Below are 12,753 nucleotides of genomic sequence, written 5' to 3' on the forward strand. Positions count from 1 at the left end.
CGCCCGGTTACATTCCGAACCCGGAAGCTAAGCCTTTCAGCGCCGATGGTACTGCAGGGGGGACCCTGTGGGAGAGTAGGACGCCGCCGAACAATTTTTAGCCTCAGCCCCCGAGTTGATACTCGGGGGCTGAGGCATTTTTGCGTTCGGCACCCGCAGGGCCGGATCGTGTGCCCGACTACAGTGGGGCGGTGCGCTACGACCTGGTCATCTTCGACAACGACGGCGTGCTCGTGGACAGCGAGCCGCTCTCGAACCGCATCCTGGCCGGCCTGCTGACGGAGCTGGGCCACCCCACCACGTACGAGGAGTCCGTCCGCGACTTCATGGGCGCCGCGATGCACCGCGTCCACGACCTGGTGGCAGAGCGCACGGGGCAACGGCTGCCGGAGGACTTCGACGCGACCTACTACGCGCGGGTCTTCGAGGGCTTCCGGCGTGAACTGCAGCCGGTGCCGGGCGTGGCGACCGTGCTGGGCAAGCTGGTGGCGGACGGGGTGCCGTTCTGCGTGGCGTCCTCCGGGAGCCACGAGCGGATCCGGGTGGCGCTCAAGAAGACCGAACTGTACGGGTACTTCGGCGAGGAGCGGATCTTCAGTTCGCAGGACGTCGGGCGGGGGAAGCCGGCGCCGGACCTGTTCCTGCACGCGGCGCGCACGATGGGTGTGGCGCCGGAGCGGTGCGCCGTGGTGGAGGACAGCCCGCTCGGGGTGCGGGCGGCGGTGGCGGCCGGGATGGACGCGTACGCGTTCACGGCGATGACGCCCGCGGAGAAGCTGGCCGGGGCGCGGGAGCTGTTCGTGGACATGGCCGAGCTGCCCGGGAAACTCTTCGTGTGATCTCCCTACCCGTGCGTAGCGTGCGGCCCTACGCTGCACGCTCATGGACGGCATCGACGGCGGTTTGCGCCACGGACGGGCCTCGTTGGCCGTCGGTTTCTTCGCGCAGGGGGCGGCCTTCGCGCTGCTGGTGACCCGGATCCCGGCCCTGCAGGACCGTTACGGCGTCAGTGACGCGCTGCTGCCGGCGTTCCTGGCCGCGGTGCCCGTACTGGCGGGCGTCGGGAGCGTCGCCACCGAGCACCTGGTCAAGCGGGTGCGGCCGAGCGTGGTGCTGCGCTGGGTGCAGCCGGTGGTGTGCCTGGCGCTGCTGGGCGCCGGTGCCGGGAGCGCGCTGTGGCAACTGGCGGCGGCGTTGGCCGTGTTCGGGATATGCGTCGGTGCCCTGGACGCGTCCATGAACATGCTCGGGGTGAGCCTGCAGCGCGCGTACGGGCGCAGCATCATGCTGGGCTTCCACGCCGCGTACAGCTTCGGCGGCATCCTGGGGGCGTCGCTGGCCTGGGCGGGGGCGCACTGGCACCTGTCGCTGGCGGTGCTGTACGGGCCGGTGGTGGCGGTGCTGATCCCGCTGACGCTGGTGGCCAGTCGCTGGTACGTCGACCGGAGGGCGCAGGCGGAGGACGGCCCGGACGCACCGGTCGCGGCGCCGGTGGCGATGCGGTTGCTGCTCCCGCTCTGCCTGGTGATGGCGTTCGCGTACATCGGCGACTCCACCGTCTCCAACTGGAGCGCCAAGTACCTGCAGGACGTGCTCGGCGGTTCGGAGCAACTGGCCACCGTCCCGTACAACGTCTACATGGTCACCACCCTCCTGGGCCGTTCGGTCGGCGACCTCGGTGTGCGGCGCTTCGGGGCGGCGGCGGTGGTGCGGGCCGGCGCGCTGCTGGCGGCGGCGGGCTTCGCGGTGGTCGCGGCCGCGCCGGGCGCGTGGGCCGGGATGGCCGGGTTCACGCTGCTGGGGCTGGGGCTGTGCGTGATCGTGCCGCAGACGTTCGCGGCCGCCGGGCGGCTCTTCCCGGGGGCGTCGGACACCGCGATCGCGCGGCTGAACATCTTCAACTACGTCGGTTTCCTCGTCGGTTCCCCCCTGGTGGGCGCGCTCGGCGACGCCTGGAGCTACCGGGGGGCGATGCTGGTGCCGATGGTGCTGGTGGCGGCGACGCTGCTGTACGCCCGCTCGTTCGGGGCGGACCCCGCCCGATACGGTGTCGACCATGAGCGGCCGCGCACAGCTGATGTGGGACGAGCAGGTAACGGGCTATGACTTCGGTCGCGGCCACCCGATGGACCCGGTGCGGCTCGCGCTGACCATGGGGCTGGTCCGGTCGCTCGGACTCGACCGGGCGGTCACGGTCACCGCCGCCCCGGTGGCCGGCGACTCGACGCTGCGCCTGGTGCACGACGCGGAGTACGTGGCGGCGGTGCGCCGCGCCTCGGCCGACCCCAAGGGCATGACGGAACTGGCGTACGGCCTCGGCACCGAGGACACTCCGGCGTTCGAGGGCATGCACGAGGTCTCGGCGCTCATCGCGGGCCAGTCGGTCGGGGCCGCCGAGGCGGTGTGGCGGGGCGAGGTGTCGCACGCGGTGAACTTCGCGGGCGGGCTGCACCACGCGATGCCCGGGATGGCCTCGGGCTTCTGCGTGTACAACGACGCCGCGCTGGCCGTCGCCCGGCTGCTGGAGCTGGGCGCGGAGCGCGTCGCGTACGTGGACGTGGACGTGCACCACGGGGACGGCGTCCAGACGGCGTTCTGGGACGACCCGCGCGTGCTGACGATCTCGCTGCACGAGCACCCCCGCACGCTCTTCCCGCAGACCGGCTGGCCGGAGGAGACCGGCGGCGCGGCCGCGGAGGGCGGCGCGGTGAACGTCGCGCTGCCGGCCGGCACCGGGGACGAGGGCTGGCTGCGGGCGTTCGACGCGGTCGTCCCGGAGCTGCTGGCGTCGTTCCGGCCGCAGGCTCTGGTGACCCAGCACGGCGCGGACACGCACTTCGAGGACCCGCTGGCGCACCTCGCGGTGAGCCTGGACGCGCAGCGGGCCGTGGCGGAGGCGCTGCACGGCCTGGCGCACGAGCACGCCGAGGGCCGCTGGGTCGCCCTGGGCGGTGGCGGCTACGCGGTGGTGGACGTGGTGCCCCGGACGTGGACGCACCTGGTGGGCATCGCCGCCGGGCGGCCGGTCGCGCCGGAGACGGCGACGCCCGAGGAGTGGCGGGCGGAGGTGTACCGCAGGACGCGCCAGATGGGGCCGCTGCGGATGACGGACGGGCGGGACGCGGCGTTCACCGGTTTCCACGACGCGGGATACGACCCGGCGGACCGGCTGGACCAGGCGATCCTGGCGACCCGGCGGGCGGTCTTCCCGTTGCACGGGCTGCTGCCCTGAGCCCTTCCCGGGCAGGACGCGCTCCCGCGGTCAGGCGCGGTCAGGCGCGGTCAGGCGCCGGTACGCAGTAGCTCCGCGGCCCGTTCGGCGATGGCGTGGACCGTGGCGTTGGTGTTCGCCGAGACCGGGGCCGGCATCACGGACGCGTCGGCCACGCGCAGGCCCTCGACGCCGCGTACCCGCAACTGGGGGTCGACGACGGCGTAGGCGTCGGTGCCGATGCGGCAGGTGCCGGCGTAGTGGTTGTAGGAGCGCAGGTTGCGGCGGAGGTAGGCGCGCAGCTCCGTCGCGCCGGTGGTGTCCGGGCCGGGGAGGACCTCCTCGCCGTACCAGTCGGCCAGCGCGGGGTCGGCGGCGATCTCCCGCGCCGCGTCCAGGCCCCGCGCCATGGTGTCGAGGTCGCGGACGTCGGCGTAGTAGCGGGGGTCGATCAGCGGTGGCGCGCCGGGGGCGGTGCCGGAGAGCCGGACCGTTCCGTGGCCGTACGGCGCCATGAGGGCGACCATGACCGTCCAGCCCTCGCCGGCGGCGGGCCCGGGCAGGCTCTCCTCGCGGACCGGTACGTCGACGACCTGCAACTGCACGTCGGGGCCCGGTGCGTCGGGCCGGGTGCGGATCAGTCCCTGGACCTCGCCGTGGCCGTTGGCGCCCGGGGGGACGGGCCTGGGGGAGCGTACGACGACGCCGGAGAGCACGTGGTCCAGCAGGTGGGAGCCGACGCCGGGCAGGTGCACGGCGGTGGGGATGCCCCAGTGGCGCAGGTGGTTGCGGGGGCCGATGCCGGAGAGCATCAGCACCTGGGGGGTGCCGACCGCGCCCGCGGTCAGGACGACCTGCCCCGAGGGGGAGCAGTGTGCGGTGCGCGGCTGCCCGTTGACGGTGTACTCCACGCCCGTGCAGCGGCCGCCGGCCAGGAGGACCCGGTGAGCGAGGGCCCCGGTCACCACGTGCAGGCCCGGCCGGTGCAGTACAGGGCGGAGGTAGGCGGTGGCGGCGTCCTGGCGTACGCCGTCGGCGATGCTGAGGTCGCCCCAGCCGAACCCCTCCTCCAGGCCGCCGGCGAGGTCGTGCGCCTGGGGTTGGCCGGTGCCGAGGGCGGCGCGCAGGAAGTCCCGTGCGACCGGGTGGCGTTCGACGGCTGGGCCGACCCGCAGCGGGCCGTCCGTGCCGCGCAGGCGCGGGTCGCGGTCCGGGACGCCGGTGAGGTCCTCGCTGCGGCGGAAGAAGGGCAGCAGGTCGTCCCAGCCCCAGCCGTCGGCGCCCTCGGCGGTCCAGGCGTCGTAGCCGGAGCGGTGGCCGCGCAGGAAGTTCATGGCGTTGACGGCCGAGCTGCCGCCCAGGACGCGGCCGCGGGGCCACGGGACGGTGAGGCCGGTCTCGGTCTGCGGCACGGTGCGGTCCGCCCAGTCGAGGGAGGTGCCGAGCAGGCCCGGCCAGGCCGCCGGGACGGACACCTCCGGGGGGTGGTCGGCCGCGCCGGCCTCGAGGAGCAGTACGCGGGCCGCGTCGTCCTCGGAGAGGCGGGCGGCGAGCACGCAGCCCGCGGTACCCGCCCCCACCACGACGTAGTCGAACCCGCCGGCGCCGGCGGAGGTGTCGGCCACGGTGGACCTCCCCTCGCTGTCGCGCGGTATGCCTGCATTGTACGGAGGGCCCCACTGCGGGCGCCGACCCGAACAACCGCCCCTCGGGAGTGATGTTCGGGCCGTTCCGGCACGTGGGCGGGCGGGGACGGCCACCATCGCTGCGTGGTGACTGTTGCCGCGCTGCGCGCGCATCTGGTGGGGGCGGGGATCGCGGGGGTCGTGACGACACCGCGGGAGAAGAGCCTGCGCAGCTACCGGCTGTTCGTGGCGGGCGATCCGCGGCAGACGCTGGGGCTGGAGCCGGCGCGGCCCTGGACGCAGACCGGTCTCCTGCGGTTGATGGCCGACCGATGTGGGGTTTCGCCTGACCCGGGGCACACTTCCGGGCAGGATGTGATCGACCCGGACCGTACGCTCGCGGGGCTGGAGGCCTTCGCCGTACGGCTGGGGGAGGCCGCGCAGCGCAGGGAGCCCGTCCTCATCGGTACTGGTCACCCGCATCGGCTGCTCGGGTTCTACGCCGGATTGGCGGCCGCCCTGTCGGCGGCGGGATGTCCCGTCCTCACCCCATCGCATGGCCGATGTATCGACATGGCGACCCGATTCGGCCTACGCACGTACAACCTCTGGTACGTAGGGGGCGTCGCGACGGTCCGGGATGCGCCGGGTGGGGGCGCCCGTGGTGCGCCGGCGGTGCACACGCACTCCCCGCTCCCGGTTCGGGCCGCGCTGGCGGGTGCGGCAGGACGCGGGGGGCTGCTGCCGAGCCTCGTGGTGGGAGACCACGGCTGGGTCTGCGGAGCAGGTCAGCTGGGCATCGAGGCCATCGGACTGGCCGATTCGGACGACCCGGCGGTGTTCGTCGCGGAGACGGAGGGCAGGGTCTCGGTCGTGGTTCCGCTTGATGACGCTGTGCGGTCCGATTACTACCGACCGCTTACGCGCTATGTACTCAATCGAGCGTGTCTGTCACAGTAGTCAACCGATCGCTACTCCTCTTCCCCACTTGCATCACCCGCACCTAATCTGGGGAGGAGCGCACGTGCGAGAGGGAGTCACCGGAGGGGAAGCCGGTGCCCGTCATGTGCGGAAGGTTCAGGTGTGTCATGGCTTCAAGCGAGAGGCCTCTCAACGAGGTCGTGTTCCTGACCGTGGCAGAGGTCGCCGCGGTGATGCGAGTGTCCAAGATGACCGTGTACCGGCTGGTGCACAGTGGTCATCTGCCGGCGATCCGGGTGGGGAGGTCCTTCCGGGTCCCGGAGCAGGCCGTCCATGACTATCTTCGGGAGTCCTACGTGGGGGTGGGGGAAACTGCCTGACGACCGCCTCGGTTTCTGCTCGGCGCTTGCGGACGGGTAGGCTGTGCCGACGTAGGTCGTGTGGGCTCGGACGCCCCGCACCGAGTGAAAACGAAGCGAGGGTAGTCGTGGGCTCTGTCATCAAGAAGCGGCGCAAGCGTATGGCCAAGAAGAAGCACCGCAAGCTGCTGAAGCGTACGCGTGTGCAGCGTCGCAACAAGAAGTAAGCGAGCTACGCGTCGCACCTCGCTGCCCTCCCGCCCCCACGGACCGTGGGGGCGGGAGGGCAGTGGCGTTCCCGGGGCCGGCGGGCCGTGCCCCCTTGACGGTGCTCGTACGTTCGGGCGTCATCACGGCGCAACATCGAACCGATACGGTGCGTACATGCGGTGCGAGGGAAGGCGCTGATCTTGGGCAAAGTGGTGCTGGTGACCGGAGTGGCCCGCCGGCTCGGCGGCCGGCTGGTACGACGTGTGATGCGCGACCCCGACGTCGACCGGGTGATCGCGGTCGACACGATGCCGACCACGCACCAACTGGGCGGTGCCGAGTTCGTCCGTGCCGACATCAGGCACCCGATGATCGCGAAGGTGCTGGCGGAGCACTCGGTGGACACGGTGGTCCACATGGACGTCAGCGGCACCCTGCCGGGCCGCAGCAGCCGGACCGCGGTCAAGGAGACCAACGTCATCGGCACGATGCAGCTGCTCGGCGCGTGCCAGAAGGCCCCGACGGTGCGCCGCCTGGTGGTGAAGTCCACCACGAGCGTCTACGGGTCCGCGCCCCGCGACCCCGCGGTCTTCACCGAGTCCATGCCGCCCAAGTCGCTGCCCAGCGGCGGCTTCGCGAAGGACGCGGTCGAAGTCGAGGGCTACGTACGCGGCTTCGCCCGACGTCGCCCGGACGTTGCCGTATCGGTTTTGCGGTTCGCCAACATCCTGGGCCCCCGGGCCGACACGCCCCTCGCGGAGTACTTCGCGCTGCCGGTGCTGCCGACCGTGTTCGGCTACGACCCGCGGCTGCAGTTCGTCCACGAGGACGACGTCGTCGACGTCCTGATGCTGGCCCTGCGGGACGAGCGCAACGGGACGATCAACAGCGGCACGTTCAACATCGCCGGTGACGGGGTGCTCCTGCTGTCGCAGACCGCGCGGCGGCTGGGCAAGCCCACGGTGCCGGTGCTGCTGCCCGCGGTCACCTGGGTGGGGCAGGTGCTGCGCACGGCCGGCGTCACCGACTTCTCGCGTGAGCAGATCCGGCTGCTGACCCACGGCAGGGTCGTGGACACCACGCAGATGCGCGAGACGCTCGGGTTCGCCCCGAAGTACACGACCGCCGAGACCTTCAGCGACTTCGCCCGCAGTCGTGGCCCCGGCCTGCTGCCGCCCGACCGGCTCGCCGAGGCCGTCGACCGGCTCGCCGCGCTGGTCCCGGCGGGCAGCCCCCGAGGACTGAGCTCGTGAGCACTGCTGCGAGGAGGAACCGCACCATGGCGGACGCCAAGGTCATCCCGTTCGACGAGGACACGCGGACACGGAGGGGGACGCCGCGCTCGCGCGGGCGGGCCGCGGCCCGCGGCAAGGCGGCCGGCGACACCGGGAACCCGGTGGCCGCGCTGCCGGTCGAGGAGCGGACCGCGGACGCGGCGGCCGGGACCGGCGCCGCCGAGGGCGCCGTGACGGCCTCCGCGGACGCGCCGGGCACCGGTGGTGCCGGTGAGGCGTCCGAGGCCGCCGGGACCGCCCCGGAGGGCGCCGTGGGCACCCCGCTGGCGGCGGCCCTCGGCTCGGCGGCGGACCGGCTGCTGGGCGCGCCCTGGGAGCGCCGGGTGGCGCACGGGCTGGCCTTCCTGCGGCGCCGGATCACCGGCGACTACGAGGTCGACGACTTCGGCTACGACGAGGAGCTCACCGACCAGGTCCTGATGTCGCTGCTCCGGCCGCTGTACGAGTCGTACTTCCGGGTCGAGGTGAAGGGCATCGAGAACATCCCGGCCGAGGGCGGGGCCCTGGTGGTGGCCAACCACTCCGGGACGCTGCCGCTGGACGGGCTGATGATGCAGGTCGCCGTCCACGACCACCACCCCGCGGGGCGGCACCTGCGCCTGCTGGCGGCGGACCTGGTGTTCGTGCTGCCGCTCGTCAACGAGCTGGCCCGCAAGGCCGGGCACACCCTGGCCTGCGCGGAGGACGCGCAGCTGCTGCTGGAGCGAGGTGAGGTCGTCGGGGTGATGCCCGAGGGCTTCAAGGGGCTGGGCAAGCCCTTCTCCGAGCGCTACAAGCTGCAGCGCTTCGGGCGGGGCGGTTTCGTCGCGACCGCGCTCAAGACCGGGGTGCCGATCGTCCCGTGCTCCATCGTGGGCGCGGAGGAGATCTACCCGATGGTCGGCAACGCGAAGACGGTGGCGCGGCTGCTGGGCTTCCCGTACTTCCCGCTGACGCCGACCTTCCCGTGGCTGGGTCCGCTGGGCATGGTGCCGCTGCCGACGAAGTGGACGATCCAGTTCGGCGAGCCCATCCCGACGGACGGCTACGCGCCGGAGGCGGCCGAGGACCCGATGCTGGTGTTCAACCTGACCGACCAGGTACGGGAGACCATCCAGCACACCCTCTACAAGCTGCTGGTGCAGCGCCGGTCGGTCTTCTTCTAGGACGACTCGGGTTCCAGACGACGCGGGATCCAGGACGAAGGGGGCCGGGGCCGCAGGCCCGCGTGGCCCGGACACGGCGGTGGGCCGGGGCGTGATGCCCCGGCCCACCGCCGTGAGGTGCTCGCTCAGTCGTCCCTGTCGTCCTCGGCGCTGAGCCCGAGGCCCGGGAGCAGCCCGGGCAGCAGCGGCGGGAGGGTGACCGACGGCTGGGTGCCGTCGCCGCCCGGGGAGCCGCTGCTCGGCGTGGGGTCGAGTAGATCGCCCGTGCCGCCGATGAGGCCGCCCTCCGCACTGCGGGACGCCGACGGGCTGGACCTGTCGCCGCCGCGCTCGTCGGCCGAGCCGCTGGCGGAACCGCTGACCGAGGGCGAGGGCCCCCGGGTGCCGCTCGCGGAGCGGCTGCCGCTGCCCGGCAGGCCGCGGCCGTCACCGTGGCCGGAGCCGGTGTCGGGCGGCAACAGCTTCTGCAGCGGGGCCACTTCGTCCTCTATGGCGTCGAAGACCGAGGTGACCCGGTTGCCCATGTCGTCGAGCCGGGAGGGGAGCCGGCCGCGCAGCTCCGTCCAGCCCTTGCGGTGGTTGCTGGAGAACGCGGACAGCGTCTCGATCGGCCTCAGCGAACCGTCCTTGCGGTACGCGGCGGCGAGCAGCCGGTGGCCCTCGGTGGCCTCCTGCTGCATCCCCGACAGCGCCCTGCGGATCTCGCCCACGGACTCGTCGTCGAGCTCGCCGCCCCGGCCGCGTTCCATGAGGCGGCGGGCCTCCTGGAGCCGGGTGGAGGCGAGGTCGAGGTAGACCTTGCCGCGGTCGGCGTCGTCGTCGGCGAGGTTGAGGCGCATGTCCTCCATGCCCCGTTTGAGGCCGTAGAGGGTGTCGCCGGGCAGCGCGTCCGTGCTGGCGGCGGCGACGCCGCCGAGGGCACCGGCCGCCACACCGACGGAGAGACCGCCGGCGGCGAGCCTGCGCGACCACGCGGAGCGCGGCTTCAGCTTGCCGAGACCGCGGCCGCCGGCGCGGTGCGTGCCCCGGCCGCCGTCACGCTGTACGGGAACCGTCAGGGTGCCGTCGGCGAGCGCCGCCTCCATGGCGGCGATCAACTGGGCACGCTGGACGGTCTTGGTCTCCGGTTCCAGCACCGGTCGCGGTACGTCCCGCAGGGCGTCCGCCAGGGCCAGGAACGTGCCCTGGTCCGGATCCGCATGCCGGTCCGCGGCGTGGGCACCGTGCTGTACGCCGGCACCCGTCTGGGGGCCTTCGCCCTCGAGGGCGTCGGCGAAGGCGTTGGCCCGCCGGTGCGCCGTTGGATTCGCGATCACGGGCGGCACCTCCTCTCGTCATCCACCTCGACTCCCCGGAGTGCCTTCAAGGTTGTGCACCTTGAGCCTTTCCACCCGATCGAGTGATCGGAAGCGGGCAGGGCACGGCATTGGGGGGTCCGCATGTGATGCAACGAGTGCCGCCCGAGTTGGGTTACGCAGTCATGATGATCGGACCGTGGAGGCAGTCGCAAGATGAAGATCCATCCATCGCGCTCATCGCGCGTCGTCGGGGAGCAGCCGGGCGAGGGTCCGTACGGCCCGGTACTGCAGGGTCTTGATCGCGCCCTCGTTCTTGCCCATGATGCGGGCCGTCTCGGCGACCGAGAGCCCCTGCAGGAAGCGCAGCGTCACGCACTCCTGCTGCTGGGGATTGAGCTTGCGGACGGCCCTGAGCAGCGACTCGTTGGACAGCGCCTCCAGGACGCAGTCCTCCGGGCTGGGCTCGACCTCGTTGGCGTCGAGCATCTCCCCGGTGGTCACCTCCAGCCGGAACCGGCTGGACTTGAAGTGGTCGGCCACCAGGTTGCGCGCGATGGTGACCAGCCAGGCGCCGAAGTCGCGTCCCTGCCAGGTGAAGGTGCCGATGCGGCGCAGCGCGCGCAGGAACGTCTCGCTGGTCAGGTCCTCGGCGGTGGCCTTCCCCCCGACCCGGTAGTAGATGTACCGGTAGACCGTGTCGGAGTAGTGGTCGTAGAGCCGCCCGAAGGCCTCGGTCTCGCCCGCCTGCGCGCGCTCGACCAGGTCCATCATGCGTCCGCTGTCGCTGTCGGCCGCCGGCCGGCGCGGGGTGGCGCCCGTGGTCCGGTCGGCCTGCTGGGTGTTGCGGGAACGTCTGCCGACCGTGGCCCGGCCGTCGGCCAGCGCGTAGGCGCGGCCGGCGGGCGTTGCCGCCGTGGCGAGTGCGGGGACGGGCACGGCGTACGCGGGGACGACGCGCAGCAGGTGCTCAGCCACCAGTGCGCGCAGCGTAGCCAGGCCAGAGGCGTCAACCCCGGTGTGTGGGTACACGGGACTCCCAGAGGCAGAACTTCCATCACGTGCAGTACGGAACCGTTCACCCGTCGTGGCGACGTGTGGGTACCGGCTTGCGTCTGAGGAGAATAACGCTTCGTACAGGCGACGCTACACCGAGTTGCTGAAATCGTCGGTTCCGCCCACTCTCTGGCGGAATGGTGATCGATCAATTATCGAACACCGAAACAGTGTTGACCACATAGCGTCGTGAAATGCTCGCGTGGAGAGCGTGTTGTGGCTGTGTGGCTCACCGTGAACTGACGGGGTGCCAGAGGGTGACCCCGGGCGTGTCGCCCGGGGCCCTAGCGGCGGCGGCGCTGCAGGGCCATCGCGGCGGCCGCGCCGCCCGCCACGGCGCCCACTCCCGCGGCCGCCGGGATGCCGATCTTCGCCGCCTTGCGGCCCGTACGGTAATCGCGCAGGCGCCAGCCCTTTTCGCGTGCGTGCTTGCGCAGACGCGTATCAGGATTGATCGCATATGGATGTCCGACGAGCGACAGCATCGGGATGTCGTTCGACGAATCGCTGTACGCGGCGCAGCGCGAGAGTTCGAGTCCCTCCGCGGCGGCGAGCGCCTTGACGGCCTCGGCCTTGGAGGGGCCGTGCAGCGGCTCGCCGACCAGCCGGCCGGTGTAGACGCCGTCGACGTGCTCGGCGACCGTGCCGAGGGCGCCGGTGAGGCCGAGCCTGCGGGCGATGATCGTGGCGGTCTCCACCGGGGCGGCCGTCACGAGCCAGACCCGCTGGCCGGCGTCGATGTGGGCCTGGGCGAGCGCACGGGTGCCGGGCCAGATCTTGTCGGCCATGTACTCGTCGTAGATCTCCTCGCCGATGGACATGAGTTCCTCGACGCGGTGCCCCTTGATGATCGTGAGCGCGCTCTCCCGCACCTCCTGCATGTGCTCGGGGTCCTCGGACCCGGCGATCCGGAAGTACGCCTGCTGCCAGGCGAAGCGCACGAGGTCGCGGCTCTGGAAGAACTTCCGCTTGTACAGGCCGCGCCCGAAGTGGAAGATCGCGGCGCCCTGCATCACGGTGTTGTCCAGGTCGAAGAAGGCGGCCGCGTGCGGATCGCCGGCCACCGGGAACGCGGGGGCGCCCGCCGGGTCGTCCTTCTTCCCCGCGGGTGCCGCGGGAGCCGCGAGCGCGGCCTCCGCCGCGGCCTCGCCGGCCAGCACGCTGCGCGCGGTGGCGGAGCGCTTACGGGGGGTGAGCCATCGCAGAGCGGCCATGGGGCGAGCATAGCCAGTTCGTTGGGCAACTCCGGTGCACCGATGGAGCAGGTGAATGAACTCCTCGCGACGAGGGTGTTACCGCGGGTCGGGAGTTGACGGGGGCAGAATGGCCGGCATGAGCCCTCTGTTCGGACGCCAAGCGCGCGAAGCCCCGAAGGACCCGGCCGGCCGGACGGTGACGCTGATCGCCAAACCCGGCTGCCACCTGTGCGACGACGCGCGGACAGTGATCCGCAGGGTCGTCGACGACCTCGGCGCGCGCTTCGAGGAGAGGGACATCACGCGCGACGAGGAGCTGCACGAACGGTACTGGGAGCAGATCCCGGTCGTCCTCATCGACGGTGAGCAGCACACCTTCTGGCGTGTCGACGAGGCCAGGCTGCGGCGCGGGCTGGGCGCCTGAGGGCCCTGGTGCGACA

The 12,753-nt window shown here is 72.3% G+C and carries 13 protein-coding genes and 1 rRNA gene; 10 read left to right on the forward strand and 4 right to left on the reverse strand.

Translation table 11 applies throughout. From position 1 onward, the window contains the following. The 4 genes from rrf to ACZ7MY_RS29295 all read left to right on the forward strand — a co-directional run. Positions 1-92, forward strand: a 5S ribosomal RNA gene (gene rrf, locus ACZ7MY_RS29280); the annotation flags it as partial. Between the two features lie 99 nt (positions 93-191). Then, entirely contained in the window at positions 192-839 is a 648-nt protein-coding gene (locus ACZ7MY_RS29285) for an HAD family hydrolase (RefSeq protein WP_499606285.1), read from the forward strand. 43 nt (positions 840-882) lie between these two features. Continuing rightward, on the forward strand, positions 883-2,106 hold the full coding sequence (locus ACZ7MY_RS29290; RefSeq protein ID WP_499606286.1) for an MFS transporter: 1,224 nt from the start codon (positions 883-885) through the stop codon (positions 2,104-2,106). After that, positions 2,057-3,232, forward strand: a complete 1,176-nt coding sequence (locus ACZ7MY_RS29295) for an acetoin utilization protein AcuC (RefSeq protein ID WP_499606287.1) — start codon at positions 2,057-2,059, stop codon at positions 3,230-3,232. The genes ACZ7MY_RS29290 and ACZ7MY_RS29295 overlap by 50 nt, the downstream gene beginning before the upstream one ends. A 50-nt stretch (positions 3,233-3,282) precedes the next feature. On the opposite strand, the gene ACZ7MY_RS29300 is transcribed toward ACZ7MY_RS29295, so the two are convergent. Then, a complete protein-coding gene (locus tag ACZ7MY_RS29300; RefSeq protein ID WP_499606288.1) occupies positions 3,283-4,836 on the reverse strand; it encodes a GMC family oxidoreductase in 1,554 nt (517 codons plus the stop codon). Positions 4,837-4,980: 144 nt separating this feature from the next. Between ACZ7MY_RS29300 and ACZ7MY_RS29305 the strand changes: the two genes are divergently transcribed. The 5 genes from ACZ7MY_RS29305 to ACZ7MY_RS29325 all read left to right on the forward strand — a co-directional run bounded on the left by ACZ7MY_RS29305 (position 4,981) and on the right by ACZ7MY_RS29325 (position 8,766). Continuing rightward, positions 4,981-5,796 (forward strand): phosphatase, encoded by an 816-nt coding sequence (locus tag ACZ7MY_RS29305; RefSeq protein ID WP_499606290.1) that lies wholly within the window; start codon positions 4,981-4,983, stop codon positions 5,794-5,796. A 128-nt stretch (positions 5,797-5,924) separates the two neighbouring features. Beyond that, positions 5,925-6,137 (forward strand): helix-turn-helix domain-containing protein, encoded by a 213-nt coding sequence (locus ACZ7MY_RS29310; RefSeq protein WP_018558718.1) that lies wholly within the window; start codon positions 5,925-5,927, stop codon positions 6,135-6,137. A gap of 107 nt (positions 6,138-6,244) precedes the next feature. Beyond that, a complete protein-coding gene (locus ACZ7MY_RS29315; RefSeq protein ID WP_003948845.1) occupies positions 6,245-6,343 on the forward strand; it encodes a 30S ribosomal protein bS22 in 99 nt (32 codons plus the stop codon). Between the two features lie 183 nt (positions 6,344-6,526). Next, positions 6,527-7,579, forward strand: a complete 1,053-nt coding sequence (locus ACZ7MY_RS29320; RefSeq protein ID WP_499606291.1) for an NAD-dependent epimerase/dehydratase family protein — start codon at positions 6,527-6,529, stop codon at positions 7,577-7,579. 26 nt (positions 7,580-7,605) lie between these two features. Continuing rightward, on the forward strand, positions 7,606-8,766 hold the full coding sequence (locus ACZ7MY_RS29325; protein ID WP_499606292.1) for a lysophospholipid acyltransferase family protein: 1,161 nt from the start codon (positions 7,606-7,608) through the stop codon (positions 8,764-8,766). 125 nt (positions 8,767-8,891) lie between these two features. Here ACZ7MY_RS29325 and ACZ7MY_RS29330 read toward each other — a convergent pair whose 3' ends face one another. The 3 genes from ACZ7MY_RS29330 to ACZ7MY_RS29340 all read right to left on the reverse strand — a co-directional run bounded on the left by ACZ7MY_RS29330 (position 8,892) and on the right by ACZ7MY_RS29340 (position 12,331). After that, positions 8,892-10,082, reverse strand: coding sequence for a DUF5667 domain-containing protein (locus ACZ7MY_RS29330; protein ID WP_499606294.1), 1,191 nt, complete (start codon positions 10,080-10,082; stop codon positions 8,892-8,894). A gap of 216 nt (positions 10,083-10,298) precedes the next feature. After that, positions 10,299-11,093: an ECF subfamily RNA polymerase sigma factor, BldN family gene (locus ACZ7MY_RS29335; RefSeq protein WP_499606295.1), complete on the reverse strand. Its 795-nt coding sequence runs from the start codon at positions 11,091-11,093 to the stop codon at positions 10,299-10,301. 308 nt (positions 11,094-11,401) lie between these two features. Then, positions 11,402-12,331 (reverse strand): HAD family hydrolase, encoded by a 930-nt coding sequence (locus tag ACZ7MY_RS29340; RefSeq protein WP_499606297.1) that lies wholly within the window; start codon positions 12,329-12,331, stop codon positions 11,402-11,404. Between the two features lie 109 nt (positions 12,332-12,440). On the opposite strand from ACZ7MY_RS29340, the gene ACZ7MY_RS29345 reads away from it, so the two are divergent. Further along, positions 12,441-12,737, forward strand: a complete 297-nt coding sequence (locus ACZ7MY_RS29345; protein WP_499606299.1) for a glutaredoxin family protein — start codon at positions 12,441-12,443, stop codon at positions 12,735-12,737. Positions 12,738-12,753 lie beyond the last annotated feature (16 nt).

The organism is Streptomyces sp. NPDC111520 (genome assembly GCF_055635295.1).